14 protein-coding genes are annotated in these 14,689 nt (G+C 64.7%); 1 reads left to right on the top strand and 13 read right to left on the bottom strand.

What is annotated here, in order from left to right; all coding sequences use genetic code 11:
• Positions 1-2: 2 nt before the first annotated feature.
• Positions 3-413: a VanZ family protein gene (locus AC1DUB_RS18160; protein ID WP_477730694.1), complete on the bottom strand. Its 411-nt coding sequence runs from the start codon at positions 411-413 to the stop codon at positions 3-5.
• A 62-nt stretch (positions 414-475) separates the two neighbouring features.
• Between AC1DUB_RS18160 and AC1DUB_RS18155 the strand changes: the two genes are divergently transcribed.
• Positions 476-1,243 carry a WecB/TagA/CpsF family glycosyltransferase gene (locus AC1DUB_RS18155; protein ID WP_477730693.1) on the top strand — a complete coding sequence of 256 codons (768 nt, stop codon included), beginning with the start codon at positions 476-478 and terminating at the stop codon, positions 1,241-1,243.
• A gap of 40 nt (positions 1,244-1,283) precedes the next feature.
• Here the strand turns inward: AC1DUB_RS18155 and AC1DUB_RS18150 are convergent, their stop codons facing one another.
• The 12 genes from AC1DUB_RS18150 to AC1DUB_RS18095 form a co-directional block, all read right to left on the bottom strand.
• Positions 1,284-1,859 carry a serine O-acetyltransferase gene (locus tag AC1DUB_RS18150; RefSeq protein ID WP_477718825.1) on the bottom strand — a complete coding sequence of 192 codons (576 nt, stop codon included), beginning with the start codon at positions 1,857-1,859 and terminating at the stop codon, positions 1,284-1,286.
• Complete coding sequence (locus tag AC1DUB_RS18145) at positions 1,847-2,875, bottom strand: NAD-dependent epimerase/dehydratase family protein (RefSeq protein WP_477730692.1); 1,029 nt, start codon at positions 2,873-2,875, stop codon at positions 1,847-1,849. Before AC1DUB_RS18145 ends, AC1DUB_RS18150 begins: the two co-directional genes overlap by 13 nt.
• Positions 2,872-4,560 carry an FAD-dependent oxidoreductase gene (locus AC1DUB_RS18140; RefSeq protein WP_477730691.1) on the bottom strand — a complete coding sequence of 563 codons (1,689 nt, stop codon included), beginning with the start codon at positions 4,558-4,560 and terminating at the stop codon, positions 2,872-2,874. The genes AC1DUB_RS18145 and AC1DUB_RS18140 overlap by 4 nt, the downstream gene beginning before the upstream one ends.
• Positions 4,557-5,735, bottom strand: a complete 1,179-nt coding sequence (locus AC1DUB_RS18135; RefSeq protein WP_477730690.1) for a glycosyltransferase family 4 protein — start codon at positions 5,733-5,735, stop codon at positions 4,557-4,559. Before AC1DUB_RS18135 ends, AC1DUB_RS18140 begins: the two co-directional genes overlap by 4 nt.
• 2 nt (positions 5,736-5,737) lie before the next feature.
• Positions 5,738-6,805, bottom strand: a complete 1,068-nt coding sequence (locus AC1DUB_RS18130; protein ID WP_477730689.1) for an acyltransferase family protein — start codon at positions 6,803-6,805, stop codon at positions 5,738-5,740.
• Positions 6,806-6,851: 46 nt separating this feature from the next.
• Positions 6,852-7,934 (bottom strand): glycosyltransferase family 2 protein, encoded by a 1,083-nt coding sequence (locus AC1DUB_RS18125; protein ID WP_477730688.1) that lies wholly within the window; start codon positions 7,932-7,934, stop codon positions 6,852-6,854.
• Between the two features lie 6 nt (positions 7,935-7,940).
• A complete protein-coding gene (locus tag AC1DUB_RS18120; RefSeq protein ID WP_477730687.1) occupies positions 7,941-8,918 on the bottom strand; it encodes a glycosyltransferase family 2 protein in 978 nt (325 codons plus the stop codon).
• Positions 8,915-10,399 (bottom strand): O-antigen ligase family protein, encoded by a 1,485-nt coding sequence (locus tag AC1DUB_RS18115; RefSeq protein WP_477730686.1) that lies wholly within the window; start codon positions 10,397-10,399, stop codon positions 8,915-8,917. The genes AC1DUB_RS18120 and AC1DUB_RS18115 overlap by 4 nt, the downstream gene beginning before the upstream one ends.
• Positions 10,400-10,411: 12 nt before the next feature.
• On the bottom strand, positions 10,412-11,935 hold the full coding sequence (locus AC1DUB_RS18110) for a lipopolysaccharide biosynthesis protein (protein ID WP_477730685.1): 1,524 nt from the start codon (positions 11,933-11,935) through the stop codon (positions 10,412-10,414).
• A complete protein-coding gene (locus AC1DUB_RS18105; RefSeq protein WP_477730684.1) occupies positions 11,935-12,261 on the bottom strand; it encodes a hypothetical protein in 327 nt (108 codons plus the stop codon). The genes AC1DUB_RS18110 and AC1DUB_RS18105 overlap by 1 nt, the downstream gene beginning before the upstream one ends.
• A 158-nt stretch (positions 12,262-12,419) precedes the next feature.
• A complete protein-coding gene (gene galE, locus AC1DUB_RS18100) occupies positions 12,420-13,568 on the bottom strand; it encodes a UDP-glucose 4-epimerase GalE (protein WP_477730683.1) in 1,149 nt (382 codons plus the stop codon).
• A gap of 674 nt (positions 13,569-14,242) precedes the next feature.
• The coding region (locus AC1DUB_RS18095; RefSeq protein WP_477730682.1) for a 4Fe-4S dicluster domain-containing protein at positions 14,243-14,689 on the bottom strand (447 nt) is incomplete at its 5' end.

Raw genomic sequence — 14,689 nt, 5'->3', positions numbered from 1 at the left:
TTTCAATGATGCCTGGCAGTCCACCTGCATATCGCTCCCTGGGCGGCAGTGAGCAACACGGCGCCCAAGAGGCCACCCATGGCGTCGGCCGCCAGGTCGGACCAGCTGGCGATGCGTTCCGGCAAATAGGCCTGGTGCAACTCGTCCAGCACGCCGATCGCAACCGCGCCGGCAATGCAGCATGCTGTTCTGCGCCAGCCGCGCGCACCGCTGGCTACACCGGTGGCGCTGCCAATCAGGGCAAATGTCACCACATGCGCGAGCTTGTCCCACGGCGCTGGAAACAGCCCGGCGGCGAAGGGCTGGGCGCCCAGCGTATACAGGCCGGCGCCCGCCAGGATCACGGTCAGCACCGCCCAGGTACGGGCGCTGCGCAAGGGCGACGGGGGACGGGTTTTTCCGGGGCTCAGCATGCGATGTGCGCCGATAACGCCCGTAGCGTCGATAGCGGGGAAGTGGCCTGGAGGGTGGCGATATGTTGAGCCGTCACCTGAAAGCCTCCAGGGACTGGCAGCAGCGGTGGGCCTTTCTCATCGACAAAATCGAGCGTGTGCAAACGCCCGCGGACGAGCAGCGCCTGCTGGCCCGTCTCAGCCGTCCCGACAGGCCTTTTGTGCTGGCCTTTGCCAATGCGCACGCCATGAACTCCCTTGCCGCCTCGGGCCCCTTTTTTGCCGCGTTGCAATCGGCCGACATGGTGCTCAGGGACGGCTCGGGCATGGCAACCCTGTTCAAGCTTCTTGGCATGCCGCCCGGTCGAAATCTCAATGGCACCGACTTTATTCCCGAGCTGGTGAGGCAGTTTGACGGCCAAAGCATTGCCGTGTTCGGAACGCAGAATCCCTACCTGGAGCGGTGCCTGAATGTTCTTGCGCGCAAGCTGGCACCCAGCAGCTCCTACGTCAGTGCACATGGTTTTCTCGATATCGCCGCTTATACCTCTCTGGCGCAGGCGCAACAGCCCGGGCTGATCGTGCTGGGCATGGGCATGCCGCGGCAGGAGGAAGTGGCGGCCGCGTTGCGTTCGGCGCTGACTCACCCCTGCCTGATCGTTTGCGGCGGAGCCATCGTCGACTTTCTCGGCGGCAAAACACCGCGTGCGCCGATGTGGATGCGAAGGCTGGGGCTGGAGTGGATGTTTCGCCTGGCCATGGAGCCGCAGCGCCTGTTCCAGCGCTATGTGATCGGTAATCCGCTGTTTTTGTCGCGGGCCGTGCGCCTGGCATCGGTTCGCCGCGGTTGATGCTGGCCCGCAGCCGCTAAGGTCACGCCAGTCAGGCCAGTCAGGCCACATAACGGTTGTCGACATCAGGCACGCAATTGTTTTTGACGATTTTGCCCGGGTTGCCGAGCACCATGCTGTAGGGTGGAATGCTTTCATACACATAGGCGCCGCCGGCAATCCGGCTGCCCTTGCCTATGGTAACGCCGCCCACCACGATGGCGTGCGGGCCGATCCAGACCTCGTCTTCAATCACAGGATAGGTGGTGAGCCGGCGGCCGTCGTTGTCGATATGGTCGCGCTGCCCGAGCGTGACGCCGTGAAACAGGGTCACGTTGCTGCCAATGCGGGCTCCGGCATTCACCACGATTCCCCGCCCATGGGTCAATGCCAGGCCGGGGGCTACCGAGGTTCGCCAGGGCAATTCAATGCCCGCCAGCTGGCTCGCCAGGCGATGCAGCAGCCTGGCGGGTGTCAGCAGCAGCCAGCGCAAGGGCACGGCACATCGGTCGGCCGCCTGGCAACAGCGCAAGGTGGCCACCACGCGAAATGCCGGGTTCGAGAGGATGCCCTTGAACACCAGCCACCCGCTGGAACGCCCGAATACGCGGTAGGTATCGGCTTTCAGGGCGTGCATACAGCATTGCCCAAGGGCGGGGAGCGCTGCGCCGTGTTCCCTGTAAACCAGTCTGCGCAACTTTGCAGGCTGGCAGCGTAGGGTGTCCAGGTCATTCCCAGCGTCTGCTCTGCCAGCGTGGCATCGAGGTGGATATGCTGGGCCCACAAGCGAAGCAGTCCGGGTGGCATGGGGTCCGGCAAACCGGAAGTTGGCCTGCCCAGGCGTTTGAATGCCAGTTGCATGGCCTTGAGCGGCGGCCCGGCCAGCAGGGCGTCAAGCCGGAGCTGGCGCGGCCCGATGCGTGGCACGGGCGTGGCTTGAAGTGTCAGCGCCAGGTCCACGAAATAATCGTTCCAGCGCGGGCTGTCAGGCGCCGCCAGGTTAAAGACCGGCATGTCGCCGGGCCTGACGGGCAGCTGCAGCGCAGCTATCAGCGCCTGGCAAACGTCGTCCACGTGGACCAGGTTAGACCAGCCGTCACCCGCCACGCCCAGGTCGCCGAGCCGGCCGGTTTGCAGCCATCTCCCGACGCGGCCGACCCACAACTCGCTGCCGGGGCCGAAAACACAGCCCGGCCGCAGCACGACGGCCTCACCGCCCCGGCGTGCAAATTCGCCCATGTGTTTTTCCGCTTCGCACTTGGCCTGGCCATACCAGCCGAGGCTGGGGTCAAGTGCCGCGTCTTCGCGGACCCTGCCTTCCACGGGGCCATAGACCGACATCGTGCTCAGGTGAACAATGCGCCGGCACCGCGTGGCCAGGGCGGCCTGCACGAGCAGGCGCGCGCCTTCGGAAATCGAGCGCGCATCGCCCGCGACGCAATTGACCACGGCGTCAAAGCCTTCCAGCGCCGCGGTCAGCGCCTGGATGTCACGGCTGTCCACGCGCAAGGTCTCAACGCTCCCGTTGCCCGCGCCGGCAGTCCTGCGCGAGGCGCTGACCGGTACCGCCCAGGCGGTGCCCTTCAGCGTCTCCACAAGCTGCTTTCCAATGTGGCCGGAGCCGCCCAGCACCAGGACTCTCAGTATTTTCATGCGCACGCTCCCAGGGGCGCGGCATGCTCTGCCTGCAGGCGCCGCGCCAGGCTGTCACCCAGCCTGAGTGACATCGCAATCAGCGTGAGCGTGGGGTTGGCCTGGCTGGAGGTGGGGAACACGGCGCTGCCCGCCACAAAAAGGTTGCGTACCGAATGCACCCGGCAATCGGCATCGACCACGCTGGTGCGTGGGTCGCGGCCCATGCGTGCCGTACCGATGTGGTGACCGCCGTAGGCGCCAAAGCGCATGATGTCTTCTTCCAGTGTGTCGCGGTCGTAGTCAAAGCGGCCAACGCCGCTTTGTGCAAACTCCTGCACCAGCACGTCCAGCGTGCCACGGACCGAATCAATGTCCGCCTGGCTGTAGCGCCAGTCCACGCGCAGCTGCGGCATGCCGAGGGCATCGAGCTTGTCGGTCAGCGTCACGCGGCTGCCGGCTTGCGGCATCTGCTCACCGTGCACCTCCAGGCTGAAGCGGTTGGTGCGGTTGCGCAGGATCACCGACGGGAATTTGCGCTCGGCGAGCGAGCGCCGAAGCAGCCAGTGCCCGAGAAAGGCCGTGGCGTCCATCGGGTCGGCCATCACATTGAAGAGATGGCGGGCATAGCGCGCCGGCGAGGTGGCGTTGCCGTCGTTCAGCCGTTTGCCGTATTCATAGCTGATCAGCTTGCGCGCCAGAAACAACCCGGACAGCACGCCGTTGCGGTGCGCCGGATCGGTGATGCGCGGAAAGTGCAGGCGCGCCACCGCGTTCGCCAGCCCCAGCCGCCGCTGCTCTGCCGCTGTCACCGACAGTCGCCGGCGGCAGTAAACGCCTTCCGGTGCCACTTCGTAGCCGTGCCGCACGTTGCGGGTCGGGCCGTCGATGGTCAGCGTGCCGACATTGCCCGCGATGTGGCACATGTAATAGCGGCCGACCACGTCGTGGAAATTGCCCACGCCTGCGGGTGTGACATCGCGCGAGGCCAGCAGCAGGCGCGCGGTTTCAAGGCCGCCCGCGGCCAGCACCGCCGCGCGCGGCGTGACCACAAACCGCGTGCCAGCCAGGGTGGCCACTTCCAGGCTGCGCACCGCCTGCCCGTCGGCCTGCAGCCGGACGGCGGTGCAATTGGCGCCGAGCAGGACCTGCACGCCGGGCGCCAGTTGCAGCCGTTTGGCATAACGGGTGCCGAAGTGGGTCGGGCAGGAAAACCGCTCGAGCCCGCTGGTGCGCACGCGCGGGCTGTCAAAGCCGCGGATCAGGGGCTCAAGCTGCGGGCCGAATGCTTCACCGGCGTCATAGCTGAAACGCCCGGCCTCGGCCAGCGCGTTGGCCTGGGGGTAGTAGGGCAGCAGATCGTCATACGACAGCGGCCAGCCGCTATCCGGTACATGGCTGCGTGTTTCAAAGTCGATGGGATCAAACGGCATGCACCGGCCACCCCAGATCGCCGACGACCCCCCCAGCCGCCGCTGCCGGTACTTGTCGGGCGGGCTGTGCAATCGCTCATCGGCGACCTCGCCCTCATAGAGCGACTGCGTTTTTTTGTCTTCCTCCAGTTGCCCTGACTCCAGCATCAGCACCGACAGGCCGCGCTCGGACAGCGACAGCGTGAGCGCGATGCCCGCAGGGCCTCCTCCCACCACGCAGACATCGGCATGTAGCTGGGCGCCGTTCTGGACGCTGTTGGCGTCAATGATCATGGCGACTGTTCCTGCGGTGAGGCGCTGCTGGTGTGCCGGGGCTGGCCGGCAATACCGAAGTGGCGCTGGTGAACCCGTGCCACGCTGGCAAAAAACCGGGTCAGGGAAAATTGCTGTTCATACAGCGAGCGTCCGTTGCGTCCCAGCCTGTCCATCAGCTCCGATTGCTGCAACACCCGCTGCAGGCCTGCCGCGAGGCCGGCCACATCACCGGGCCGGACGAAACAGGCATTGACGTCATGCGTCAGCACCGAGGGAATTTCGCCGACCGGGCTGCAAACCACTGCAACCCCATTGGCCAGTGCCTCCAGGATGACCAGGGGCAGGCCTTCGTCGTAAGAGGGCAGCACCAGGACATCGGCGCGGGCCATCAGCCGCGCTACCTTGGGTTGATCCGACCAGCCCTCAAAGCGCACGAAACGGTCAATGCCGAGTTCCCGGGCCGTGGCCTGGTAGGCCTGCATATCCCCGCCGCCCGCCAGGCACACCTCCAGCCGGGCGGTATCAAAACCGGGCAGGGCCAGGGCCCGCAGGAGGTCGGACACCCCTTTGCGCTCCGACAGGTTGCCGACAAAGAGTACACGCTGCACCGCATGCGCAACGACTTTGCGCCGTGCTTCCGTGGGTTCGGGAACGCCGTTGATGACGATCTCCACGCGATCGGCCGGCACCCGCAGCTCGTCGATGACGAAGCTTCTTGCGGCCGTTCCAAGCACCACACAGCTGGCCGGCAGTGAAAAGACCCAGCGTGTCAGGGCCTGCAGCGGGCGCGGCAGGGTCCGGTAGAAGTGATGCAATTGCGCGGCGTGCAGGTGCAACACCACAGGTATGCCGAGGGCGCGGCTCGTGACGATCACGGCACTTTTGCGAAACAGGCTCAGCCGCTCGGCCATGTTGACATGCACGCCGGCCAGCCGCCCGTCCAGCCGCCCGCGTACCAGCCGGGCCAGGGCGGTTGCGAGCACCCAGAAAGAATAGAGCGCGTTGGCACCGCCGCGCGTGTCCAGCGGGCGCAATTCGGCAGCGCCTGCGGGCGTGGAAAAAGCCTGGGCCTGGATCAGGTAGTCGGCCACCTTGAACATGCCCCCGCCCTTCGGGGTCCAGGGGCAGGCCATGTAGATGTAGCGAGCATCAAGCTCGCGGACGGCTGTTCCTGGCATCGGTTCACTTCGCATGTTTATTTTCCGGGATGTGGGTAAGAAAGTCGGGATGGATTGAACAGCACGCGTTTGAGAAAATCGGTCATGGGGCGTTCGAGCCACCGGTAGGAAAGACAGCCGGTCAAGGCCACCAGCAGGCCCACCGCCAGCACAATGACGAGGCCGTTTTGCACGCCCAGCCACTTCAGTGCCAGCACGCCCGCCGGCACCACAAACGTGTGCGAGAGGTAAATGGAGTAGGACGCGTCGCCCAGGAATGACAGCGGCGAAGCCATGCGGCTACGCGCAGTCCAGGGCTCCAGCCAGACCGCGCCCAGCACCACCAGCGCCGCTCCACCGCCCCATGTCAGCAGACGGTCGGTCGAGTCTTGCCCGCCCACGCCAAACATGAGCACCGCACCGGCCACCATGGCGAAGGGCCCCAGGGCCGGCGCCACCGTACGACCATGCAACAGCAGGTACGCGATGCACACACCAAGGATGAATTCGAACACGATGGAGTTTGCATAGAACGCCAGCGGTACCGAGCCGGGGAGGTAGCTGCCGGCCAGAAAAATCGCCAGGAATACCAGCAGGCAGAACCTGATGCGTGGTGCGCCGAGCGCCATGGCCAGCGCAAACACCGCATAAAAAAGCATTTCGAAGTTGAGCGTCCAGCCGACGGGAAGCGTCGGCTGGATGAAGCCCCACGGGCTCGTGGCCGGAATGAAGAGCAGCGATGCCGCCAGGTGGCCGGGTTCCACCGACGATCGTGATGCCAGGGTGGGCAGGGCCAGCAGCAGGGCCGCCTTGAGCAGGGTATAAAACCAGTAGAGCGGCGCGATCCGCAGCAGGCGGCGCTTCATGAAGACCCAGGCGGCCGCCAGACGGCCTGCGCTGTCGAACGGCGTGTTGCGGGTGGACATGGCCATGACAAAACCGCTGATCACAAAAAAGATGTCCACCCCGGCGGAGCCGGCGTGCCAGTAGTGACCGGGCCCCTGGCCGGTGATGTGAATCGAGATGGCCTGGGTCGTGTGCATCACCACGACCAGCATGGCCGCGATGAACCGCAGGATCTGAACGCCGGTGAACTGCTGGGTCATACGCGATCTCTGCCAGGCCGATCTATGCTGGGGACAGTTTCGTTTCTCATGGGGAAACGCCTTGCGCCGGTTGCGAAGTAATGCCCGTGGGTTCCTTCAGGATGTGGCTGGAGATGCGCTCATGCGCGGGCCGGCGCGCGCGCAGCAGGCCTCGCACCAGGCCGGCGGCGTTGAAGCACCAGGACACCACGGAATAAACCGCTTTGGTCGCCGAGCGCTTGCGCCACGCCATCAACAGGAAAGGCGCTGCGGCCAGTGCACAAAAGAATCCCAGGCTTGCAGCCCCGGACACGGGCCAGAAGGGCACGCTGAGCAGCACGGCCCACCAGGCCAGAACGGCCAGGTAAATCCGCAACTCGCGCACGCCCGCCACCACCAATGGCAGGCGCGGCTGGCCGGCCGCGGCGCGGACCAGTTCGCCCAGGCCGCAGACATAACGGCTGCGCCAGCGCCGCATCAGCAGATCGTATGGCGGCGCATCATGCCCATGGTGAGAAGCCGCATCCACCGGCAGGCGCCAAAGCTGCCAGCCCAGGGCGCGCAGCCGCACCGCCAGGTCAAATTCTTCGTAGCTGTGCAGGTTGCGGTCCGAGAAATACCCTGCGGCTTCGATCGCGCTGCGCCGGTACAGGCCGCCGCCATCGAGGCGGTCGACGCTGCCGGGCGAGAGGTGAGCGGACTGGCGCTCTCCGCGCGCCAGGTATTCCAGGCTGTGCATGTTTTGCTCAACCACGCGGCCACCGACACCGGCAATATCGGGGTGCCCGATCATGACGGCGAGCGCGCGCTCCAGAAATCCCTCGGCCATCTGCATGTCGCCGTCGAGAATGTAAACAAACTCGCCGCACGAGTGCTGGTAACCCAGCTGGGGGCCCGCCCCGCAGCAACGCTCGCTGGCATGGGCAAGCTGCACGATGCGAATGGGGTAAGGCCGTGCCAGTTCCACCGTGCGGTCGGTGGAACACGAGTCCGCGAGCACCACCTCGCCGCCCACTGTAGCGACTGCACGCAGCGCGCTTTTCACGGTCGCCACGATATGCCGTTCTTCGTTCAGCGCCTTGATGATGACGGATACGCGGCATGCCGGGGCACCCGCGTGAAGTGTTTGCCAGGAAGTTTCTGCTTTCATTTTTTCTTATCCTCCATCGGCGACATCGACCGCCCGGACAGCACGGCGTATGCGCCAGTGTTGCCAGTTCCTGACCAGCGGTCCCGGGAAAAAACAGGCCATGGCAGCGGTCAGCCACCAGCGTTTGGTGCTGGCGGCACGGCGACCCTGGATGAGCCAGCGCAAGCCCTCGAGGCGCTGGCCCGACGCGAGCGCCTGACGTGCCAGCGTCACTTCATGCTGGGCTACCAGCCATAACGCGGACTGGCGCCTGGCCTCGGGCATGGCGCCGCCCAGTGCGCGTTCTTTCATGCGTTGCAGGAAGGGGGGCATGGTCAACGCCGCGTGGTGCGCCGTCAGGCTGCCCGCTACCGCGGTCCGGTAGGCTGCCAGCGGTGCCCGGGCCAGTGCAACTGGTGAATGCTCGGCCAGGCGGAACCACAGATCCAGGTCTTCCCCATGGGACTCGCCGGGTGCAAAGCAGGGCTGCATGCGATGGAGCTGCGCGGTCCGCACGGCGACGGAGCTGGTGAAGAGAGACGGGCCGTTCATCCACCGCAAAGCCAGATCTGTAATCAACTCCACGTCGGGTGGGCCTGCAGGGACTGACCAGCGCGGCGGCCAGATACCGTCGCCGTCGCCGTCGGGCACCGTCACAAAGTCGGTCGCCAGTATGTCTGCCGCCGGACAAGCCCGGTGGGCGAACAGCAGGGTCGCCAGATAGCGGGGATGGTGCCAGTCATCGGCATCCAGAAATGCCACCCATTCGCCGCGCGCCAGTTCTATGCCCTTGTTGCGCGCCGCCGAAACACCGGCGTTGGCCTGCCGCACCAGCCGCACGCGCGGATCGGTGATCGCTGCTACCAGGTCGGCCCCGCCGTCGCGGGACCCGTCGTCGACAACAATGACCTCGAAGTCCGTGAAGGTCTGGGCCAGCGCGGAATCAAGGGTGCTCCGGATGTAAGGCGCCTTGTTGTAAAGCGGAATGACGATGGAAAATTTCATGATCTGGCGCGGGCAGATGCCAACCCGTCTTTGGCGGTGGAAAACCCTGCATACGCACGGCTGCGCGCCGCCTGTACTTTGGCAACTCGGGCAACGCGGGCCTCGCTGGCGGCGGCCGCCAGCGTCATCAGCAGCAGCACATGGGTCACCAGTTCGGCACCATAGCCAAACAGCAGCAGCGGGACCTCGCTCATGGAGCGCAGGGCCAGTGCCACGAACAGCGCCAGCGTGAGCCCGCCGCTGGCGCGCGCATAGCGCAGCGAGAGCACCAGCAGGATCACGGCATAAAGCACCAGGACCGTCGCCCCGACCGTGCCGGAGCGCGACAGCGTATCCATGAACTGGTTGTGGGCGTGCGTCGCGTTGGGCATGCCGATGCTGGCCCGGAAGCTGGCGTCCCATAGGGTGGGCCCGTAACCGAACACGGGGTTGCGCCGCCATTCCTCGTACGCGATCGCCCATATCTGGTCCCGTCCCGTCAGGGAGGCGAGCTGGGCTCCTTCGGCGCTGGCAAAAAAACTGCTGAGCCTGGCGTCCAGTTCACCAAACATCAACAACAGGGCGAGGGCCGAGACCCCGGCCATGAACACCAGCAGGGAGACGACACCCACTTCGGGATGCAAGGGGTCACCCACACGGCGCCAGAAGGACGGGCCCTGTCGCACGAGGAGGATGCAGAGCGAACAGACCACAAAGGCAATCCATGCGGTTTTTGACTGGGCCAGAAACAGCACCGCCAGCCCGAGGGCCCACGCCAGGCGGTTAAGCCACACGTGCTGGTAGGGGCGCGCGAGCAGGCACAGCAAGCCAAGTTGGGCCAGGATTCCCAGTGACACCGCATGGGCCGCGAGACCGGCCAGGCGCGGCACACCCGGCAGAAAGCCCTGCGTGTAGGAGTTGTCCAGCACCAGGCTGGGCTTTAGCGGAATCAGGACCAGACCGGCCGCCAGGAACAGCAGCAGCGCGTTGCGCGCCGCCCTCAAGGCAAGGTCGCGCTCCATGCCGCTGACCAGTACGGCGGCAATCCCTATCACCAGCGGATAGACGTAGTCGTGCGACAGGTGCGGGTGTGCGCCCAGGAGCGCAGGGGCGGCCACCGTTGCGGCCCAGAAAAGAATGAAGGACACCAGTATCAGCGGTGGCGCTGGCGCCGCTTTTCCCCGGTTGAGGAAGCGGGTGACGATGCGCTCGCCTGCAATGGTCAGCAGCAGCAGCGACATCAAGGGCTGTGCCAGGCGCACCAGCGGGTGGCGCACCAGCACGATGGGCTCGGTCAGGCTCAGCGCATGGACAGACAGGTCGCGGCCGGAGAGCAGGTTGCTCAGTGCCACCATCAGCAGCATGGCATAGAAAATCACATGCATATAGCCGTGGGACTGGCGCGTTGTCAGCTGGACGGCGCCCGCCATGCCCGCACTCGCGGACAGCGCCGCCAGGACGGCGCCGGTGACGAGGATGGCAATGGTGATGGCTTGTTCCATGGTGGGCCGATTTCAGAGGCGTTGCTCGCCGAGGGGTTCGGGAAGCGGTGATGCAGGCGCCGCACCCAGGTGGCTGGCCAGCCCCGGGAAGAACCGGATGAGCATGCCGGCGGTTTGATCACCCAGCGCCTGTGGACGCACGGCGACGAGCAGGGTCATGACAAGCAAGGCCATCAGCGTGCTGGCTGCCAGTGACAGCAGCGGCATGTCAAACTGCGCGACGGCACGCTGACCCGCGACCGCAGCCGCGGCGCACAAGGCGCTGAGCAACAGGCCGCGCGCTGCATGTGGCAGCAGGGCGGTCCAGGGCAGCTGTACCGCCCGGAAAGCTGCCGTGCCCACGACAACTGCACGCAGGACCAGCAGCCCGGCCGCAACGCCAGCTGCCGCATGGATGCCCTGTCCGGCATAAAGGTAAAAACCCAGTGCGCCCAAACCCACCAGCGGCAGTTGCAGCGCAAACTCATAGTGCTTGCGCCCGGTATTCCAGAGCACGGGGGTCGACAGGCCCCAGAGCACATATGCCGGCATGCTTAAAAATAAAATCCCCAGCACCCAGGCCGCTTCGCTCCACTGGGGGCCGTAAAGCAGGCGCACCAGATCCGCTGAAATGAGCGCGAGAAACACAAAGGCTGGAAGGCCCAAAACAAAAATGGTAGCCAGCATCTGAAGATAGGCCCGGCCAAGCCTTTGCAGGTCGTCCTGCAACCGTGCACCGGCCGCCAGGAACGCGGGTTGCAGCGCGCCGAGCAGCAGGGTGTTCGGCATGGTGGCCAGGTTATAAGCCACGTTGTAAAGACCCAGTGCCTGGGCATTGAGCAGGCGCCCTATCAGTACGCGGTCAAGATTGTTGAGCAGCCAGTTGACGATGTTGGTGGCAAACACGGCGCGGCCGGTCCCCACCGCCGTGGCCGCGTCGGAGTACCAGAAAAGCGGGCGCACGGCATGTGGCCTCAGTGCATAGCTGGCCACCAGCAGCACGCCGGACTGCACCAGCCACGCGGCCACCAGCGAGGCGGTGCCCCATCCCAGCAGGGCCATGGGCACGCCCACCGCGACATAGCCTGCGGCATAGCTGCCCACCTGAACCAGCCCGACGGCCTTGAAATTGAGGTCGCGCTGCAGCAGGTAGCTCGACGGCGCAGCCGCTGCGGTGAGCAGGCAGGCTATAGAGAGCCATTCAACGACGGCCTGTGCGCGCGGTTCCCTGAAGTAGCTGGCCAGGACGGGCGCCAAAAAATACACGGCAAGCATGGTCAGCGCACCCACCATCAACTGCCAGGTCCATGCGAAGCGGATGTCCTCGTCGCCCAGTGTTTCCCGCTGCAGCAGGCTCCAGCTGAAGCCGAAGCCGGAAAAAAAAGTGGCGAAAGTCAGCACCACCATGCCGATGGCAAATACGCCGAAGATGTCCGGGCCCAGGGTACGGGCGAGCACCACCTGCGCCACCAGTTGCAGCGCAAAGCGGGCCACGGTGGAAACTGCGCTCCATTTCACCGCAGCGACACCGGGCCGGCCGAGTCCGCCGGTGTTCATCAGGGCATTCCTGAGCCACGTCGCCGCAATGCAATAGCGCCCATCAACACCAGGGTGATGAGCAGGGTGGCATGGGGGTTTTCTCGAGAATCCCCGGCGGTTGATTCATGCACGGTGGAGGGCCGTGGGGGGCTGTGGCTCTGCCCTTCCGAAAGTTTCGTATTGACTTTGATGTTTTGGACTTTGATGTTTTGGGCTTCGCGCAGCCGTGCGACTCGCGCGGCGGCATCGCGTGTCAGGGTGTCGGTGGTGGAACCCACCGGGGTGGCGGCGAAAGCGGAAGCAATGCAAGCGTTTAAAACGACTGTAAGCAAGGCGCGGTACATGAACTTTTCTCCCTGTAGAAGCAACTATGAAAGTTTGTTGTGCAGTGCAGCAATTGACAATAGTCCGATCGGCTCATGAGCGTTTGTGCCTGAGAGAACGCGGGCGGGAACTTTTGCCGTGAGCCTGCCTCGTGAGGTCGTGGGGCGCGAGAAGCGGCTCAGGTCACCGCCGCGGGCCGCACGGGCTCGTTTGGCCTGCGGCGCAGGCGTGGCCGTGGGGGCACATCCGGGCCTGCCTCATAACCATCGGGATTGGTTTGCTGCCAGCGCCATGCGTCTCGGCACATGTCGTCGATCGTGCGCGTTGCGCGCCAGCCCAGTACGGCATCGGCCAGCGACACATCCGCGTAATACTGGGCCACGTCACCGGCTCGGCGCGGCGCGAATTCATGGGGAATACGCCGTCCGCTCGCGCGCTCAAACGCGTTCACCACCTCCAGTACGCTGATCCCCTTGCCGGTGCCAAGATTGAGCGTAAAACTCTGGGGGCGAGTCAGTAGCGCATGTACGGCGGCCACATGTCCCTCGGCCAGATCCATCACATGCAGATAGTCGCGCACACCGGTCCCGTCGGGTGTGGGGTAGTCATTGCCAAACACCTGCAGGCTGGCACGCTTGCCGACGGCTACCTGGGTTATATAGGGCATCAGGTTGTTGGGAATCCCGCGAGGGTTTTCGCCGATCAGGCCGCTGGGGTGTGCGCCCACCGGGTTGAAGTAGCGCAGCACGCCGACGCGCCAGGCCGGATCGGCCGCGCGCAGGGAGGCCAGGATGTTTTCACACATCAGCTTGGTCTGGGCATAGGGACTCTCGGGCGCGCACGGGAACTGCTCATGGATGGGAACACTGGCCGGATCGCCATACACCGTGGCGCTGGAGGAAAAAACCACGGAGCGGCAACCTGTTGTTTCCATGGCTTGCAGCAGACTCACCAGACCACCAACGTTGTCGCTGTAGTACTTGAGCGGCTGCTGAACACTCTCACCGACCGCCTTGACACCCGCCAGGTGAATGACTGCCTCACACGCATAGTGACGCAGTACCTCCGCCACAAAACCTGGATTGAGGACATCACCCCGTTCGCGTATGACGCGTTGTCCCGTCAGTTTTTGCAGCCTGTCCAGTACTGCCGGATGGCTGTTGGAGAAGTTGTCGAGAACGACGGGTTTGTAGCCCGCATCAATCAGGGCTGAAAAGGTATGGCTGCCGATATAGCCGGCCCCCCCGGTCAACAGGATGGGGGTGTTGTTGGTGGTGTTGTTGTTTTCCAAATTTATTCCAGGTAGCCGGCAAGCCGGCGGATTCATCGGTCGGGGGCAAGTCGCACGCACCGGACACAAAACCTTGCAGTTCCGGCGAAGCAATGAAACGGCGACACGCACTGATGCTTGGCGCTGCGAACCGCTGCGAGGCGCAACGTTTGGCGGCAGCGAGCAACAGCAGCAGCGCCATCTCCCAATCGCTTTGAGTATCCCCATCGGAAATGCAAGCCATGTCGGTGCTGTCCGACTCGGTGCGTCGGACAGCACCTGATTTCACGGTGTTCCCGCGAAAGCGCGTCCAATCGTGTGTCCAATCGTTTTCGCATGTCCATGAACGACAACAGACGACGACAGACGACAACAGGGACGGCCGTGTATGGGCCTTCACACAGTTCATGCCGGCCTGGGCGGGCCATGACGCGTTACCGCATTACCGTATTACGCGGAAAGCTGAGGGGGCGGGGCAGGGTGTGCAGTCTGGCTCAGGCCACAGAAAGTAACAAAGATTTTTTGACACCGAAGCTGCCTGGGAAGCAGCTCGGCTTCGGTTTGCTATGCGGCCCATGAGGGGCGGCACGGGCGGGCGCCGGCAGCAAGGCATTGGAGCAGCCGGCCCGTGTGGATGGTTAAAGCCGTCCCTGATGGGAACGCCGGCCAGTATGCAAGCATGACCCGAGCCATGCCATGACGGGAGCTGCGCCTCAAGGCGCAGGGCGCGCTTACATGCCGCTGTAGTTGGGTCCGCCGCCACCTTCGGGCGTGACCCAGACGATGTTTTGCGTCGGGTCTTTGATGTCGCAGGTCTTGCAGTGCACGCAGTTTTGCGCGTTGATCTGCAGGCGATCCGTGTTGTCGGTGTTCTTCACGAACTCGTACACACCGGCCGGGCAATAGCGGCTTTCGGGGCCGGCGTACTGCGCCAGGTTGATGTTGACCGGAACGCTCGCATCCTTGAGCGTCAGGTGCGCCGGCTGGTGTTCTTCGTGGTTGGTGTTGGACACAAAGACCGACGTCAGGCGGTCAAAGGTGATTTTGTTGTCGGGTTTGGGGTAGACGATGGGCTGGCACTCTGCGGCCGGCTTGAGCATGGCGTAATCGGGCTGGGTGCGGTGAATCGTCCAGGGCGGGCTCTTGATGCCCAGCCTGGGCAGCAGCCACTGCTCGAT

It is taken from the genome of Polaromonas sp. P4_F9 (genome assembly GCF_056401235.1).
This window is presented reverse-complemented; position numbering and strand designations above follow the sequence as displayed.

Coding starts and splice junctions, on each gene's coding strand:
- AC1DUB_RS18160 (WP_477730694.1), bottom strand. CDS start 413: ATGCTGAGCCCCGGAAAAACCCGTCCCCCGTCGCCCTTGCGCAGCGCC.
- AC1DUB_RS18155 (WP_477730693.1), top strand. CDS start 476: ATGTTGAGCCGTCACCTGAAAGCCTCCAGGGACTGGCAGCAGCGGTGG.
- AC1DUB_RS18150 (WP_477718825.1), bottom strand. CDS start 1,859: ATGCACGCCCTGAAAGCCGATACCTACCGCGTATTCGGGCGTTCCAGC.
- AC1DUB_RS18145 (WP_477730692.1), bottom strand. CDS start 2,875: ATGAAAATACTGAGAGTCCTGGTGCTGGGCGGCTCCGGCCACATTGGA.
- AC1DUB_RS18140 (WP_477730691.1), bottom strand. CDS start 4,560: ATGATCATTGACGCCAACAGCGTCCAGAACGGCGCCCAGCTACATGCC.
- AC1DUB_RS18135 (WP_477730690.1), bottom strand. CDS start 5,735: ATGCGAAGTGAACCGATGCCAGGAACAGCCGTCCGCGAGCTTGATGCT.
- AC1DUB_RS18130 (WP_477730689.1), bottom strand. CDS start 6,805: ATGACCCAGCAGTTCACCGGCGTTCAGATCCTGCGGTTCATCGCGGCC.
- AC1DUB_RS18125 (WP_477730688.1), bottom strand. CDS start 7,934: ATGAAAGCAGAAACTTCCTGGCAAACACTTCACGCGGGTGCCCCGGCA.
- AC1DUB_RS18120 (WP_477730687.1), bottom strand. CDS start 8,918: ATGAAATTTTCCATCGTCATTCCGCTTTACAACAAGGCGCCTTACATC.
- AC1DUB_RS18115 (WP_477730686.1), bottom strand. CDS start 10,399: ATGGAACAAGCCATCACCATTGCCATCCTCGTCACCGGCGCCGTCCTG.
- AC1DUB_RS18110 (WP_477730685.1), bottom strand. CDS start 11,935: ATGAACACCGGCGGACTCGGCCGGCCCGGTGTCGCTGCGGTGAAATGG.
- AC1DUB_RS18105 (WP_477730684.1), bottom strand. CDS start 12,261: ATGTACCGCGCCTTGCTTACAGTCGTTTTAAACGCTTGCATTGCTTCC.
- galE (WP_477730683.1), bottom strand. CDS start 13,568: ATGAATCCGCCGGCTTGCCGGCTACCTGGAATAAATTTGGAAAACAAC.